Here is a 15,104-nt window from a genome sequence, read left to right as displayed (position 1 = left end):
GCATCCACTCGACTCACATGGAGGAACGCGCATGCAATGGACCACGCCAAGCTTCACCGATATGCGTTTTGGTTTTGAAATCACGATGTATATCGCCACCCGCTAAACGCGGATCAAACCCGCACGAAGCCGCGCCGAAGCGTTTCGCGGTCATTTCGTGCGGCTTCGAAGACTTTCGCCGACCATCATGATTTACGAGACCATCGTCACGACCGCGGATCGCGATGGCCGGCCCCACATCGCGCCGATGGGCGTGCGTTTCGAGGACGGTTTCGCGATCCTCGCGCCATTCCGACCATCGACGACGCTCGACAACGTCATCGCGACGCAGAGCGCCGTCATCAACTTCACGACGGACGTGCGTGTGTTCGCCGGCTGCGTGACGGGCTATGCGCGCGACTGGCCGACGCTCGCCGCGGACACGGTGCCGAGCGTGCGGCTCGCATCCACGCTTGCGCATACCGAGCTGCGCCTCGCTGAACTTGTCGACGACGAAACACGTCCGACGCTGCGCATGGCATGCGTGCATCGCGCGACACACGCGCCGTTTGCGGGCTTCAATCGCGCGCAGGCCGCTGTCGTCGAAGGCGCGATTCTGGTGAGCCGGCTCTTCATGCTGCCATCGGAGAAAGTGGACAGCGAGATTGCATATCTGAAGATCGCGATCGACAAGACCGCTGGCGATGTCGAGCGTGAAGCATGGCAATGGCTCTTGCGGGCAATCGAGGCGCATCGCGCCAAAGCGCTCACCTGAAGCGTCTTCCGTGGTATTTCCATTGGAGTTTTGACGATGACCGCACTGCTCGCGAGCGTCCGCTCGGCCGACGAAGCATTCGATGCCGCCGACGCCGGCGCGGAACTGATCGACCTGAAGGAACCGGACGCGGGCGCGCTGGGAGGCGTGGTGATCGGCGATATTGCGCTTATCGTGCGGGCGTTGCGTGCGCGCTATGCGGTGCGGCCGATCAGCGCGACGATCGGCGACTTGCCCAACGATGCGCTCGACGATATGACCGCGCGCGTGCTCGATGTCGCGGCGGCGGGTGTCGATTATGTGAAGGTCGGGGTGACGCCCGGTGCGGGGGCTTCCGCCTGCCTGAGGCATCTGGCGAGCCTGCCGGCGGCGGTGGTGCCGGTGTTGCTATCGGATGATGGCGTGGATCGTGAGCTGGCCGCGCTGGCGGTTCAATTGGGCTTTGTCGGCATCGTGTTCGATACGGCGAGCAAGAACGGACGCACGTTGTTCGATTGCGTCGATGCGGGAGTGCTTGCTTCATGCATCGTCGATGCGCGCGCTCGCGGGACGATGATTGCGGTTGCCGGGTCGCTCGGCTGGGGCGATCTCGACAGGATTCGTAGGCTCGCGCCGGATATTGCCGGGTTTCGCGGGGCGCTGTGTGATGAGCGTCATGGGAGGGGGGGGCGGCTTGATCCCAGCCGCGTGGGGATGTGGGTTCGGGCTTTGCATGGGTTTGGGGGTTAGTTGGGGCGGGTTGCTTGGGTTGTCGCCGGATCCCGTTTTCTTTTTGGTCTATTAGCACTGCCCCTCCCCGGGGCGGGGGTCACTTTCTTTGCTGCTGTGTATGGACCGGAGACATGGGTAACACCTGTTCCAGGACATGGGTAACACTTCGGACGAATGGTTCGTCCGGAGTAGATCATGACCTGGGATAGCAAAGACATCATGGAACTGCGGCTTGAATTCGTGGAATTCGCCACCCGAGAAGGGGCCAATCGGCGCGCCTTGTGTCGCCAGTACGGCATCAGCGCGAAGACGGGGTACAAGTGGATCAGGCGCTTCGAGCAAGGCGACACCGCTTTGGCCGATCAGGGCCGACGGCCCGTGCATAGCCCCTCGCGTACCGATGCCGAAGTAGAGGCACGCGTGGTCGAACTGCGTCAAGCGCATCCCGCCTGGGGGGCGGCCAAGCTTGCCAGGCGCCTGAGCGATCTGGGTTGCGCTCAGACGCCTTCGCCGAGCACCGTGACGCGTATCCTGCATCGGCAAGGCTTGATCACCGCTGAGAGCAGCACCGAGGCCTTGCGATGGCAGCGCTTCGAACACGAGCATCCCAACGATCTGTGGCAGATGGATTTCAAGGGCTATATCGAACTCGACAGTGGACGACGCTGCCTGCCGTTCACGGTGCTTGACGATCATTCGCGCTTCGATCTGGCGCTCGATGCGTGTGGCAGCACGCCCACGCGGGTTGTGCGTGAGCACTTGCGCGCGGTGTTTCGCCGTTACGGGTTGCCGCTGCGCATCAATGCGGACAACGGTCCGCCATGGGGCAGCCCTGCGCGACCCGGACAACTGACTGCGCTGGCGATCTGGCTGATCCGCCTGGGCATCCGACCTTCGTACAGCCGGCCCGGGCATCCGCAGACCAACGGTAAAGACGAACGGTTTCATCGGACGCTGAAGGCTGAACTGCTCGCCGGTCGACACTTCAAGAACCTGAAGAGTATCCAGCAAGCCTTCGATACGTGGCGCCAGATGTACAACTACGAGCGCCCGCATCAGGCGCTGGGCATGGCCACGCCGATCTCGCGCTATCAACCCAGCCCGCGCGCGTATCCGGAGCGTCTGCCGCCGATCGAGTACGGCGACGCAGACGTGGTGCTTCGCGTGGGCATCAACGGCGAGGTGCGCTTCAAGTCGCAATGCTTCAAGGTTTCAAGTGCGCTGGCTGAGCTGCCCATCGCGTTGCGCGCCTGTAGCGAAACCGACGGCTGCTACGACGTGTACTTCGCTCATCATCGAATCGATACCATCAACTTGAAGGAGCGCGGCAAAAGGAGCTAAATGTGTTACCCATGTCCTGACACACCTGTTACCTATGTCTCCGGTCCATACACTGCTGCAAAGAAAGTAACCAAAGAAACAGCTATCCCCAGCCTAAGCACTTCACACCGGCCGCGGCACAGGCGATTGGCCTAATGGCCCGGCAATAGCGAGTGCCCCCGCAAGCAGATAAGGGCTTGGACCGCGCACGGTCTGACAAACCATAACCTTGAGCGCGCTGGTTCAGCACCAAATAGCTCCGGCCCGCTACGCGGCCGATGGGTCAATCGGGTCTGCATGTGCTTCTTTGCTGATGCTTCCATCTTTTTTCGACGGTTTCCCTCGCATACCCAACGGCAGCGCGAAGCGCTGTGCCGAAGCTCTTTCGTGCTGAACCCGCGCGCTGAAACATTTGGAGCGGCAGACCGTGCGCGAGCCAAGCCGGATTGGGCCTGTGAGGGCGACACTTAGGCGAGGTCCACGGGCGCCTGGCAAGCATGGCCAACGTGCGTGTGACCGCGGGCCTAAACAAGCTGCTTTCTTTGGTTACTTTCTTTGCAGCAGCAAAGAAAGTGACCCCCGCCCCGGGGAGGGGCGCTGCTAATAGACCGACGTGATAACGGGATCCGGCGAACAAACCTCAAACCGCCACATTCAACAACCGATCCCGCATAACCGCCGCATCACCCTTACTAAAAATCTCGACAATATAATTCGCATCCCGCACATAAGCAGGAAACCGCCGATCCACGATGCCCTTCGCGGCGAGCGACTCCAACGGCGCATCCGCATCGACATCACACGACTTCACGATCATCAGCCGCTCGGCATTGAGCAACGTCGAAAGCCACGCGGCAAGACTATCCGAAGTGGTATCCCAGTTGGTCATCGAATCGGGCGTTGCGCGCATCAGATCCGTCGGTACCCACACCGCAACGCGCCCATCGCGCAATGCCCGCCGGATGCGATCCTCGTTCGACGCCAGCACGAGCTCCGGCACCACGCCCTGCATCAGAATCGCATACTGCGCCATCGCGAGCAGGCACATGTTGTGGGCCGCGAGATCGTCGAACTGCCATTCGTGCTGATACTGCCGCACCGCGTCCGCAAAATCGCCGCCGCCCGGCACGATCACGACGCGCCCTCCGCCCACTTCCCAGAGCCGCGTCAGCCACTCGCGCAGCGCCGGGTCGTGGCTGAGGCTACCCCCGATCTTCACCACCCACATGTTCTTGTCCTCGTTCGATGATGCCGCCGGGCCACGCACCCGGTTTCGATACGCCGTCTTCGCTACGCTATATTTCGCACGCTATCACGCCGCGCGCGGCGATGCATCGTCGCAGGGACGGGCTTCGTTGCCTGCTGCGCCCTTCGCCGCCATCGACGCCAGCAGCGCGACCGCCACGCTCGGCGCACACGTCGATACCCACTCGGCGCGCGTCGCGTCGTCATCCGCGACGCCCGCGAGCCGCGCGAAATCGATATAGCCGCGCGCCTCCTGCCGCGCCAGCGACGCCGCCAGAAAGCGCCCGCAGCCCGCGCCGACGATCGGCGCAGCGGCCAGCGCCGCATCCCGCGCGATCACGCGCGCGAGATTCGTCTCCAGCGCGCGCAACTGCTCGTGCCGCCAGCTCTGCGCAAAGCGCCGCCATTCGGCATCGCTCGCATCGGCGGCGTCGCGGCCGATCATCCGCGCGATGCGCGCCCGGCTCGCGGCCTCCGTCTTCGGCCCGTTGTCGGCGCTCGGATGCTGGTCGTGCTCGGGCCACAATTCGCCCGTCAGTCGATACACATCGGCCGTCGTCGCGAACCACTCGTTCATCACGCCGGTCGTCTCGCCGCGAAACGCGATGCGATGCGCGACCCCGCACAACGGCGTGCGCACGATGCCCTGATAGACCAGTTCGCCGCTGATGAGCCGCTCGGCGTCGTTCGCGCCGCGCGCCACGACACGGCCGCCGACGATCGGGATGATGTCCGTCGTCGTGCTGCCGATATCGATCAGCACCGCGTCCGGCACGCACGTCGCGACCCATTGCGCGGTCGCGAGCCAGTTCGCCGACGCGACCTTGCGCCAGCCGTCCGCGCACGCCGATCGCGCGAGCCAGCCGCCATCGCCGGCGAAGAACATCGTGCGCGGGCCGAGCCGCTGCGCGAGCGTGCGCGTCAACGTGCGCACGCCTTCGGCGCGGTCGGCGAAGAGATCGACCATTTCGCCCGTCATCGTGACGGCGTGACGCGCGGACGCATCGGCGGCGGCGGGCCAGCGCTCGAACATCGCGTCGATCACGCGTTCCAGATGCGGAATGCCCTGCCACAGCGGACACGCCCATTGCGCGACATCGGCGAGCACGCCCGCGCGCGTCGCCATCGACACCTTGACGTGCGCGCCGCCCACATCCCAGCCGAACACCGGCGCATCCGCTGAAGTCGATGCCGTCATGACGCCGCTCCGCCGCACGCGCGCAGCAAACCGGCGTCGCCGTCGAAACCGGGCACGCGATGCGCCGCGAGCAGTTCCGCCGCGAGATTCCTGCCGCCGCGCCGGCTCAACTCGGCATACGCGACCGTCAGACGCGGATTCACTTCGATCACGACCGGCCCGCGCTCCGGATGCCACACGACATCGATGCCCACGAAGCCGCGCAAACCCGGAAACGCTTCGGCGACGCGCAACGCGAGCCGTTCGAGCGCGCGCCCTTGCGGACCGTGCCGGTCGATGCGATCGACATCGACGCCATCGAACTGCACGATGCGCGCGCGCCGTTCCGATCCCGCCGCGTCCGACAAACCGATGCGCTGACGATTGATGCTCACGAGCCGCGACAGTCGTTCGCGACAAATCAGCGAAAGACTCAGCGGCTCGCCGTCGATCCACTCCTGCAACACGGGATTGCGGCCCGCTTCCGCGCGCGCCGCGTATTCGTTGCGCGCGGCGGCGAGGTCGTCGTAGACGTAGGTGTCGAGGCCACCCGCGCCGTCGTCGGGCTTGACGACCCAGCGTCGCCCGATTCCGGCGGACGCGTTCTCCGGTTCGAGTGCGGGCGTCGCCGGAATGCTGCGCGCGGCGAGACATGCGGCCGTCGCGCTCTTGCTCGATGCCGCTCGGATCGCTTCCTTCGCGCAGCCGAGCCAGCGCGCCTGGCCGACGGCATCGTAAAGCTTGAGGAGCAGGCCGTCGCACTCGGGCGCGACGATGCAGGCATAGTCGTGCTCGCGCGCCACGCGGGCGACGAAGCGTATGACCGGCTCGCCGGGCTGCGCGCGCACGTAGCCTTGTGCGTCGTCGAACTGCTCGAAGCGCGAGCTGGCGACGGTCACTTCGATGCCCGGCAGCGCGCGCAGATCGGCGGCGATGGCGTCGCGCATCACGCGGCCCTCGACGATCAGCGCGGAGAGGTCGGCGAGGCTGCCTGCGCCCGCCGCGTCCGGATCGATGCCGCCGCCGGTGAGATACTCGAATACAAAGATCTTGGTCAAAGGAAAGCCATCCATGCAGGTGATACCCGTTCTCGATCTGCTCGACGGCCACGCGGTGCGCGCAGTGCGCGGCGAGCGTTCGCGTTATCGGCCGATCCAGTCCTCGTTGTGCGCCACGAGCGATCCGGTTGCGATCGCCCGTGCGCTCGTCGCCGCGACCGGCGCACGCACGTTGTACGTCGCCGATCTGGGCGCGATCCTGCAGCGCGGCGCGCACGACCATGCGCTCGCCGCTATTTGCGATGCCCTCGGCGAGGGCGTTCGCATCTGGCTCGACGCGGGCTTCACCGCATTCGCGCCGATGCGTGCGCTCGTCGAACGTATCGCGCGGCTCGCGCGGTCCGCATCGCCCTCGGCGATCGTGCCCGTGTTCGGCACCGAGACGCTGCTCGACATCGGCGCGGTCGCGGAGGCATCTGCCTGCGGTTTCGAGCCTATCCTTTCGCTCGACTATCGCGGCGGGCTCGCGCTCGGTTCGCTCCATGCCGAGAGTTCGTGGTGGCCGTCGCGTGTGATCGTGATGACGCTCGATCACGTCGGTGCTTATGCCGGGCCCGATCTCGATACCTTCGCTTCCGTGCGGGCGCTCGCCGGTGCGCGCGAGCTCATCGGCGCGGGCGGTGTCCGCAATGACGATGATCTCGCTCGTGCCGATGACAGCGGCGCATATGCGTGGCTCGTGGCCTCCGCGATTCACGATGGCACCGTGGGTCGGCGCGATGTGCATCGCGGGGCTTTCGACCTCTGAACTCAATATCTGTGCCAAGGGGGGTGGGCTTTGATTGCGCTTGTAATCCTTTGGCAAGCACGTGTTGCATTCAGTGATGCATAGGTGACAGTGTGTTGCATTGCGGAGCAGTTTTTTTGGGGTTTTTTTGGTTTCGCGCCGGATCCCGGTTTCGTGTCGGTCTATTGGCGTTGCCCCTATGCGGGGCGGCAGTCACTAAACAAACAGCTATCCCCAGCCTAAGCACTTTACACCGGCCGCGGCACAGGCGATTGGCCTAATGGCCCGGCAGTAGCGAGTGCCCCCACAAGCAGATAACAGCTTGGACCGCGCACGGTCTGCCGCACCAAATGTTTAAGCGCGCTGGTTCAGCACCAAATAGCTCCGGCCCGCTTCGCGGCCGATGGGTCAATCGGGTTTGCGCGCGCTCCTTCTTCGAAGGTGTCCCTCGCATACCCGACGGCAGCGCGTAGCGCTGTGCCGAAGCTATTTGGTGCTGAACCAGCGCGCTGAAACCTCTCGGGCGGCAGACCGTGCGCGAGCCAAGCCCGGTTAGTCCTTCGAGGGCGACACTTAGGCGAGTGCCACCGTGGGCTGGCAAGCATGGCCAACGTGCGTGTGACTGCGGGCGGTGAGAAGCTGCTTTCTTTGGTTACTTTCTTTGCAGCAGCAAAGAAAGTGACCCCCGCCCCGGGGAGGGGCAGTGCTAATAGACCGACGCGAAACCGGGATCCGGCGAAAACCAAAAACGGCATAGACCTTGCTTAGAAGCACGACCATGCCCGAGTCCTCAACAACACCGAACCCACAGGCCACAGCAAGAAAACCCTGGACCTGTCCGTTCTGCCCGATGCTATGCGACGACATCACGCTCGCACCAACCGCCGATCGACGGCTCGCAGCACCGTCCACCGCATGCCCGCGGCTCGCAGCATCCCTTGCAAGCTACAGTCCGCAGGATGCAAACCGCAAACCCGCGATCGACGGGCAAGACACCGACCTTGCGTCGGCGCTCTCTCATGCCGCGGCGATCCTGTCGAACGCACATCGGCCGCTCTTCGGCGGCCTCACAACCGACGTGGCCGGCGCCCGCGCGCTCTATGAACTCGCCGCGCACTGCGGCGCGATCCTCGATCACCTTCACGGCGACACGCTCGCCGACAGCAACCGCGCGCTGCAAGATCGCGGTTCCTTCTTCACGACGCTCTCCGAAGTGCGCTCGCGCGCCGATCTCGTCATCGTGTTCGCGTGCGAGCCCTCGCGGCGCTATCCGCGCTTCTATGAACGCGCCATCCGCGAAGACCGCGACGTAAGTGTCGTATTCGTCGGATGTGACATCGATAAAGCAGCAAACGCACGCGCCGAATCGATCGCGTCGAACACCGATCCCTTCGATACGCTCGCGCTCTGGTCCGCACACGTCGAAGGCGGCCGCCCGATTCCAGTCGCGGAACTCGTCGCACTGACAGAGCGCATCGCAAAAGCGCAATACACCGCGTTCATCTACGAGCCTGCGACGCTGCCGACCAGACACGCCGCACTCGCGATCGAGGCGCTGCAACGCATCGTGAAGGCGATCAACCGCACCGCGCGCGCAGGCGCAATCGCGCTCACCGGCGACGACGGCGCCGCATCCGTCAATCAGACGATCGCATGGCTCTCGGGCTTCCCGCCGCGCACGCGCGTCGCATACGGCCTGCCGCTCGATCACGATGCGCATCGCTATCGCACCGAAACGCTCCTGAGCCGCGGCGAAATCGATGCGCTGCTCTGGGTATCGAGCTTCGCGCCCGAGCCGCTCCCCGCATCGCTCGATGACGACGTGCCCGCCATCATCCTCGGCCATCCATCGACGCAACTGCCCGCGCGCAAAGGCCCGACCGTGTTCATTCCGGTCGCGACGCCCGGCATCGACAGCGGCGGCCATCTGTTTCGCGTGGATACATCCGTGGTCGCGCAGCTTTACGCCGCACGCGATGTCGACCTGCCGACCGTCGCCGCGATTGCCTCGCAACTCACGCAGGCACGGAGGCCGTCATGAGCCTCGCGCGTCTCAAGGGCGGCACGCTCTACGATCCGGCGAACGGCGTGAACGGCGAGAAGCGCGACATCTATATCCGCGATGGACGCATCGTCGATCACGCGCAGGGAGAAAGCATCGAACACGATTTCGATGCAAGCGGCATGATCGTGATGGCAGGCGGCATCGACCTGCATTCGCATATCGGCGGTGGCAAGACAAATCTGTCGCGCCTGTTGCTGCCGGAAGATCATCGCGACGATCCGCGCGCCGTGCCCGATCGCCCGAACGAAGGCCGCTATATGCGCCTGCCTTCTTGCGGCGTGTGCGCGCCGGGTACGCTCGCCGCAGGCTATCGATATGCGGAAATGGGCTACACGGCCGCGTTCGAGCCGGCGATGATCGCATCGAACGCGCGGCACGCGCATCTGGAAATGGGCGACACGCCGATCATCGATCACGGCGCCTACGTGATGATGGGCAACGACGAGCTATTTCTCCAGATGCTCGCCGCGAACGAAGACTTCGAACGCCTGCGCGATTATGTCGGCTGGACCATCGATTCGAGCAAGGCGCTCGGCGTGAAGGTCGTGAATCCCGGCGGCATTTCGGCGTTCAAGTTCAATCAGCGCTCGCTCGATGTCGATGAAAAGCACGTGCACTACGGCATCACGCCGCGCGATGTATTGAAGACGCTCACGCGCGCGCTCACCGATCTGCGCGTGCCGCATCCGCTGCATGTTCACGCAAGCAATCTCGGCGTGCCGGGCAACATCGAATCGACGATCCGGACGATGGACGCAGCCGATGGCCTGCCCATTCATCTGACGCATATCCAGTTTCATAGCTACGGGACCGAAGGCACGCGCAAGTTCTCGTCGGGCGCGCGTGCCATCGCCGAAGCGGTGAACGCGCGGCCCAATGTGACGATCGATGTCGGCCAGATCATCTTCGGTCAGACTGTCACGGCATCGGGCGACACGATGATGCAGTTCAAGAACGCACCGATGGCCCGCCCGCGCAAATGGGTGCTCGGCGATATCGAATGCGATGCGGGCTGCGGCGTCGTGCCGTTCAAGTATCGCGAACAGAGCTTCGTGAACGCGCTGCAATGGATCATCGGGCTGGAAATCTTTCTGCTCGTCGACGATCCGTGGCGCGTGTCGATGACCACCGATCATCCGAACGGCGCGCCCTTCACGAGCTATCCGCACCTGATCCGCCTGCTGATGGACAAGTCCTTTCGCGACGAGCAGCTCGACAAGCTCAACGCCGATGCGAAGACCGCGAGTGCGCTCGGCGAAATCACGCGCGAATTCTCGCTCTACGACATCGCGATCATCACGCGCGCCGGTCCCGCGAAACTGCTCGGTTTGAAGGATCGCGGCCATCTCGGCGCAGGCGCGGCGGCGGATATCGCCGTGTATCGCGACGATGCGGACCGCGAGCGCATGTTCACATCACCCGCTTACGTGTTCAAGGACGGCGAGCTGATCGCGCGCGACGGCACGCTGCTCGCCACGCCCACCGGCGGCATTCATTACGTGAGCCCCGAGTACGATCGCGCGATCGAAAAGCGCGTGCGCGAGTATGCAGAGGCGAATCTGGCGACGCGCTTCGAAAATATTGCGATCGGCGACGACGAAATCTGCGCGTGCTGCAACGGCGGGCGGCTCTTGCCCGTCGCGTGCTTCGCGGCGAGCGGGAGTTGACGCATGCGCATCAACGACACGCTGATCGACGACACCTTCGCCGAAGCCTTCCCGATGAAGGCGACGCGCCTCGTCATCACCGCGCACACCTCGACGTGGGCGCGCCATGCGGCCAATTCGCTCACAGGCTTCGCGACGTCCGTCATCGATTGCGGCTGCGAGGCGGGCATCGAACGCGATCTGACCGGCGATGAAACGCCCGATGGCAGGCCGGGCGTCGCGGTGCTGATCTTCGCGATATCGTCGAAGGAATTGTCCAAGCAGATCGCACGGCGCGTCGGGCAATGCGTGCTGACGTGCCCGACGACCGCGGTCTATGGCGGCATCGATCCCGCAACCACGCGCGCGCCGCTTTCCGACAACGCGCCGCTCGGCGCTGGGCTGCGTTTTTTCGGCGACGGCTATCAAATATCGAAAGTGCTCGACGGCACGCGTTACTGGCGCGTGCCCGTGATGGACGGCGAGTTCGTCTGCGAGGAATTCACCGCGACCGTGAAAGCGGTCGGCGGCGGCAACCTGCTCTTTCTTGCGCGCGATATCGACAGCGCATTGCATGCCGCCGAATCCGCCGTCGCCGCGATGCATCGTTTGCCGAACGTCATCACGCCGTTTCCGGGCGGCGTCGTGCGTTCGGGTTCGAAGATCGGCTCGAAGTACGCGGGCGCGACGGCATCGACGAATGACGCGTTCTGTCCGACGCTCGTCGGATTGTCGAAGAAAAGCGAGCTGACGCCCGATGTCGCGTGCGTGCTCGAAATCGTGATCGACGGCTTGACCGACGCCGATGTCGGCGCCGCGATGACGGCCGGCATCGCCGCCGCCACGAAGATCGGCCGCGCGGGCGGCGTGCTGCGCGTTTCCGCGGGCAATTACGGCGGCAAGCTCGGGCCGTATCACTTCAAGCTGCATGAACTGTCGAAGGACATCGACGGGAGCCGCGCATGAACGCGATCACGTTGCGCGTAAAAAATGCGCCGGGCTTTCGCGTCGATGGGTCGAAATTGCTGCCTGTCGAACTTGCGGTTGCTTCGCGGACCGAATTGCCGCGCATCGTGCTGCAAGGCGCGGGCGAAACGTGCGCGCTCGGCGATCTCTTCGATATCGCGCTGATCGAGAACGAAGCGCCGTCGCTGACGATCGAAGGTGATGCGCACTGGCTCGATCGCATCGGCGCGAACATGACCGAAGGCACGCTAACGGTGCATGGCAGCGCAGGCGATTACGCGGGCATAAAGATGTCCGGCGGCGAGTTGCACATACAAGGCGACGCAGGTGCTTTCGCCGCGTGCGAGATGCAAGGGGGCCGTCTCTCGATTCACGGCGACGCGGGCGATTTCGCGGCGGGCGCGTTGCCCGGCGACATGGAAGGCATGACGGGCGGCACGCTCACGATTCACGGCAACGCGGGTGCGCGTCTCGCGGATCGCATGCGGCGCGGCACGGTGCTCGTCGCGGGCGATGCGGGCGATTTCGCGGCGTCGCGGCTGATCGCGGGTTCGGTCTGCATCGGAGGAAAAGTGGGCGCACACTTGGGATACGGCATGCGGCGCGGCACGGTGTTGCTGACAAACGCGCCATCTCGCATTCCGCCGACCTTCACCGAAGGCGGCCGCGGTTTCGACGTGTTCTGGCTGCTGTTCACGCGCATGCTCGCCCGTGAAATCGCGCCCTTTTCGACATTCGCCGGTCATGTGTTGCCGCGACGCTACGCCGGCGACCTCGCGGTGGATGGACGGGGGGAATTGCTGATCGCCAATTCATAGCCTGGAGATGAACAATGGATTGTTGGCCATTCATAGGAGAGATGCGATGAGCACCGCGCGGACATCCGCGACCTCGCGCGACGGCGGCATCGGCGCCGCGAGCGAGCGTTACGCACGCCCGATGATCGCGTTGCACTGGCTCATCGCGATCGCGATCATCGCGATGCTGTGCATCGGCTTCTATATGGTCGGCCTGCCGCGCGGGCTGCCGTTCAAATCGGACCTCATCAACTTCCACAAGTCGCTTGGAATCACGGTTTTCCTGCTGGTGCTGATCCGCATCCTGGTACGCCTGGCTTATGGCCGGCCGCCTCTGCCGCCGATGCGAACGTGGCAACGCGCCGCCGCGAGCATTACGCAGGCTCTTTTATATGCAGGCATGGTGGCGATGCCGCTCACCGGTTATCTCGGCTCGTCGTTCAACAAGTTCGGCACGAAGCTCTGGGGCATCGCACTGCCGCAATGGGGCTGGGACGACAAGCAGTTGCGGCAGATCTTTTTCGGCATCCACGAATATCTCGCGTGGATCATGGCCGCGCTGGTCATCCTGCATTTTCTCGGCGCGATGAAGCATCAACTGATCGACCGCGACGGTCTCTTGCGGAGGATGCTGCCTTGAAGATACGCGTGCTCGGTTCATCGGCGGGCGGCGGCTTTCCGCAATGGAACTGCAACTGCCGCAATTGCGATGGCGTGCGGCGCGGCACCATTGCGGCGCGCGCGCGCACGCAGTCGTCCATTGCCGTTACCGATAACGGCGAGGACTGGCTGCTCGTCAACGCATCGCCGGACATTCTGGCGCAGATCGCGGCGAATCCCGAACTGCAGCCCGCGCGCCGCATACGCGACACGGGCATCGCAGCCGTCGTCACGATGGATGCGCAGATCGATCACGTCACGGGCCTCCTGATGCTGCGCGAGCGCGGCACGCCCCTGCCGCTCTACACGACCGACGCCGTGTGGCAGGACCTCTCGACGGGCTTTCCGCTCACGTCGATTCTGTCGCATTACTGCGGTGTGGAGCACAGGCGCATCGCGCTCGATGGCGCATCGTTCTCCGTGCCCGAGCTGCCGCGCGTGACCATCGACGCACTGCCTTTGTCGAGCAAGGCGCCGCCTTATTCGCCGCATCGCGATGCACCGGAAACGGGCGACAACATCGGCCTGATGTTCACGAATACCGCGACCGGCAAGCGCGCATTCTATGCACCTGGTCTCGGCGCACTGGAACCGCACGTGCTCGACGCGATGCGCGAAGCGGACCTGCTGCTCGTCGATGGCACGGTGTGGACCGACGACGAAATGATCGCGCTGAAGCTCACGAAGAAGACCGGCAAGGACATGGGCCATCTTGCGCAGAGCGGCGCGGGCGGCATGATCGAAGTGCTCGATTCGATCGATCGCGGGAACGTCCGCAAGGTGCTGATCCATATCAACAACACGAACCCGATCCTCATCGAGGATGGACCCGAAAGACGCATCCTGTCGGAGCACGGCATCGAAGTCGCGCACGACGGCATGACCTTCGAGCTATGACATTCGCACCGGATACTGGAGACCGCCCGATGTTCGACCCGATGCTCAACCCGACCACAGGCCCGATCTTCACGAAAGTGAAGGACGATGGACCTGCGTGGACGCGCGAGGAATTCGAAGCGCAGTTGCGCGCGAAGGGCACGGCGTATCACATCCATCATCCGTTCAACGTGACGATGAACAGCGGCGGCTGCTCGAAAGAACAGATACGCGGCTGGGTCGCGAACCGTTTCTACTATCAGATCAACATTCCGCTCAAGGATGCGGCGGTGATGTCGAATTGTCCCGATCGCGAAACGCGCCGCCGCTGGGTGCTGCGCATTCTCGATCACGACGGCTATGGCGATCAGCCGGGCGGCATCGAGGCATGGGCGCGCCTCGGCGATGCAGTGGGCCTTTCCCGCGACGATCTGTGGTCGCTCAAGCTCGTGACGCCAGGCGTGCGCTTCGCCGTCGATGCCTACGTGAACTTCGCGCGGCGCGCGCCGTGGCAGGAATCGGTGTGCTCGTCGCTTACTGAAATGTTCGCGCCGCAGATTCACAAGGATCGGCTCGCGACGTGGCCCGAGCATTACACATGGATCGAGCCGGAAGGGCTTTCGTATTTCCGCTCGCGCGTGTCGCTCGCCCAGCGCGATGTCGAGCACGGGCTCGAAGTGACGCTCGCGCATTTCACGACGCGCGAGGCGCAGCAACGCGCGCTCGATATCCTGCAATTCAAGCTCGATATTCTCTGGACCATGCTCGATTCGATCGAAAAGGCGTTCCCGCAATGAGCGACAGCAATCCGATTCAACGCAAGCAGGAAGCCGTCGTTGCACCGGACGATTCCTTGCATCCGAAACTGAAACGCCTGTTCCGGCTGCAGTGGGAGCCGGCGCAGGATGCGCACGTGCTGCTGTATCCCGAAGGCATGGTGAAGCTCAATCAAAGCGCGGCGCAGATTCTCCTGCGTTGCGACGGCACGCGCGACATTCCCGCGCTCGTCGCGGATCTGGAGCAGGCGTTCAATGCGAACGGCCTCGGCGACGACGTGCGCGCGTTCATCGCCGGTGCGCGTGCGCGCGGCTGGCTGGAGTAG

The 15,104-nt window shown here is 64.2% G+C and carries 16 protein-coding genes; 13 read left to right on the top strand and 3 right to left on the bottom strand.

Annotation, left to right across the window (positions count from 1 at the left end; translation table 11 throughout):
- Window positions 1–31 precede the first annotated feature (31 nt).
- From pqqA to ACEN42_RS15835, 4 genes are all read left to right on the top strand, one after another.
- A complete protein-coding gene (gene pqqA, locus ACEN42_RS15850; protein ID WP_008354335.1) occupies window positions 32–106 on the top strand; it encodes a pyrroloquinoline quinone precursor peptide PqqA in 75 nt (24 codons plus the stop codon).
- A gap of 81 nt (window positions 107–187) precedes the next feature.
- Window positions 188–754, top strand: a complete 567-nt coding sequence (locus ACEN42_RS15845; protein ID WP_238294026.1) for a DUF447 domain-containing protein — start codon at window positions 188–190, stop codon at window positions 752–754.
- A gap of 36 nt (window positions 755–790) precedes the next feature.
- On the top strand, window positions 791–1,483 hold the full coding sequence (locus ACEN42_RS15840; RefSeq protein ID WP_371881783.1) for a (5-formylfuran-3-yl)methyl phosphate synthase: 693 nt from the start codon (window positions 791–793) through the stop codon (window positions 1,481–1,483).
- Between the two features lie 177 nt (window positions 1,484–1,660).
- The gene (locus ACEN42_RS15835; RefSeq protein ID WP_371881782.1) at window positions 1,661–2,806 is read left to right on the top strand and encodes an IS481 family transposase; all 1,146 of its coding nucleotides are present in this window, start codon (window positions 1,661–1,663) and stop codon (window positions 2,804–2,806) included.
- 619 nt (window positions 2,807–3,425) lie between these two features.
- On the opposite strand, the gene ACEN42_RS15830 is transcribed toward ACEN42_RS15835, so the two are convergent.
- The 3 genes from ACEN42_RS15830 to ACEN42_RS15820 form a co-directional block, all read right to left on the bottom strand.
- Window positions 3,426–4,013: an aspartate kinase gene (locus ACEN42_RS15830; RefSeq protein ID WP_029672372.1), complete on the bottom strand. Its 588-nt coding sequence runs from the start codon at window positions 4,011–4,013 to the stop codon at window positions 3,426–3,428.
- Between the two features lie 84 nt (window positions 4,014–4,097).
- On the bottom strand, window positions 4,098–5,228 hold the full coding sequence (locus ACEN42_RS15825; RefSeq protein WP_371881781.1) for a hydantoinase/oxoprolinase family protein: 1,131 nt from the start codon (window positions 5,226–5,228) through the stop codon (window positions 4,098–4,100).
- Complete coding sequence (locus tag ACEN42_RS15820) at window positions 5,225–6,265, bottom strand: ATP-grasp domain-containing protein (RefSeq protein WP_371881780.1); 1,041 nt, start codon at window positions 6,263–6,265, stop codon at window positions 5,225–5,227. Before ACEN42_RS15820 ends, ACEN42_RS15825 begins: the two co-directional genes overlap by 4 nt.
- Before the next feature lie 13 nt (window positions 6,266–6,278).
- Here ACEN42_RS15820 and ACEN42_RS15815 point away from each other — a divergent pair, with 13 nt between their 5' ends.
- The 9 genes from ACEN42_RS15815 (at window position 6,279) to pqqD (ending at window position 15,104) form a co-directional block, all read left to right on the top strand.
- Entirely contained in the window at window positions 6,279–7,013 is a 735-nt protein-coding gene (locus ACEN42_RS15815; RefSeq protein WP_371881779.1) for a HisA/HisF-related TIM barrel protein, read from the top strand.
- A 757-nt stretch (window positions 7,014–7,770) separates the two neighbouring features.
- Window positions 7,771–9,033, top strand: a complete 1,263-nt coding sequence (locus ACEN42_RS15810) for a formylmethanofuran dehydrogenase (protein WP_371881778.1) — start codon at window positions 7,771–7,773, stop codon at window positions 9,031–9,033.
- Window positions 9,030–10,724 carry a formylmethanofuran dehydrogenase subunit A gene (locus ACEN42_RS15805; protein WP_371881777.1) on the top strand — a complete coding sequence of 565 codons (1,695 nt, stop codon included), beginning with the start codon at window positions 9,030–9,032 and terminating at the stop codon, window positions 10,722–10,724. The genes ACEN42_RS15810 and ACEN42_RS15805 overlap by 4 nt, the downstream gene beginning before the upstream one ends.
- Before the next feature lie 3 nt (window positions 10,725–10,727).
- A complete protein-coding gene (fhcD, locus tag ACEN42_RS15800; protein ID WP_371881776.1) occupies window positions 10,728–11,669 on the top strand; it encodes a formylmethanofuran--tetrahydromethanopterin N-formyltransferase in 942 nt (313 codons plus the stop codon).
- Entirely contained in the window at window positions 11,666–12,487 is an 822-nt protein-coding gene (locus tag ACEN42_RS15795; protein WP_371881775.1) for a formylmethanofuran dehydrogenase subunit C, read from the top strand. The genes fhcD and ACEN42_RS15795 overlap by 4 nt, the downstream gene beginning before the upstream one ends.
- A gap of 46 nt (window positions 12,488–12,533) precedes the next feature.
- The gene (locus ACEN42_RS15790) at window positions 12,534–13,106 is read left to right on the top strand and encodes a cytochrome b (RefSeq protein WP_371881774.1); all 573 of its coding nucleotides are present in this window, start codon (window positions 12,534–12,536) and stop codon (window positions 13,104–13,106) included.
- Window positions 13,103–14,023, top strand: coding sequence for a pyrroloquinoline quinone biosynthesis protein PqqB (pqqB, locus tag ACEN42_RS15785; RefSeq protein WP_371881773.1), 921 nt, complete (start codon window positions 13,103–13,105; stop codon window positions 14,021–14,023). Before ACEN42_RS15790 ends, pqqB begins: the two co-directional genes overlap by 4 nt.
- 29 nt (window positions 14,024–14,052) lie before the next feature.
- Window positions 14,053–14,799, top strand: a complete 747-nt coding sequence (gene pqqC, locus ACEN42_RS15780) for a pyrroloquinoline-quinone synthase PqqC (protein ID WP_371881772.1) — start codon at window positions 14,053–14,055, stop codon at window positions 14,797–14,799.
- Complete coding sequence (gene pqqD / locus ACEN42_RS15775; RefSeq protein WP_238218204.1) at window positions 14,796–15,104, top strand: pyrroloquinoline quinone biosynthesis peptide chaperone PqqD; 309 nt, start codon at window positions 14,796–14,798, stop codon at window positions 15,102–15,104. Before pqqC ends, pqqD begins: the two co-directional genes overlap by 4 nt.

The organism is Caballeronia sp. S22, from assembly GCF_964261745.1.
Taxonomy (GTDB): Bacteria; Pseudomonadota; Gammaproteobacteria; order Burkholderiales; family Burkholderiaceae; genus Caballeronia; species Caballeronia jiangsuensis.
Note: the sequence above shows the minus strand (reverse complement) of the source record. Positions and strands in the feature narration are given on the sequence as shown.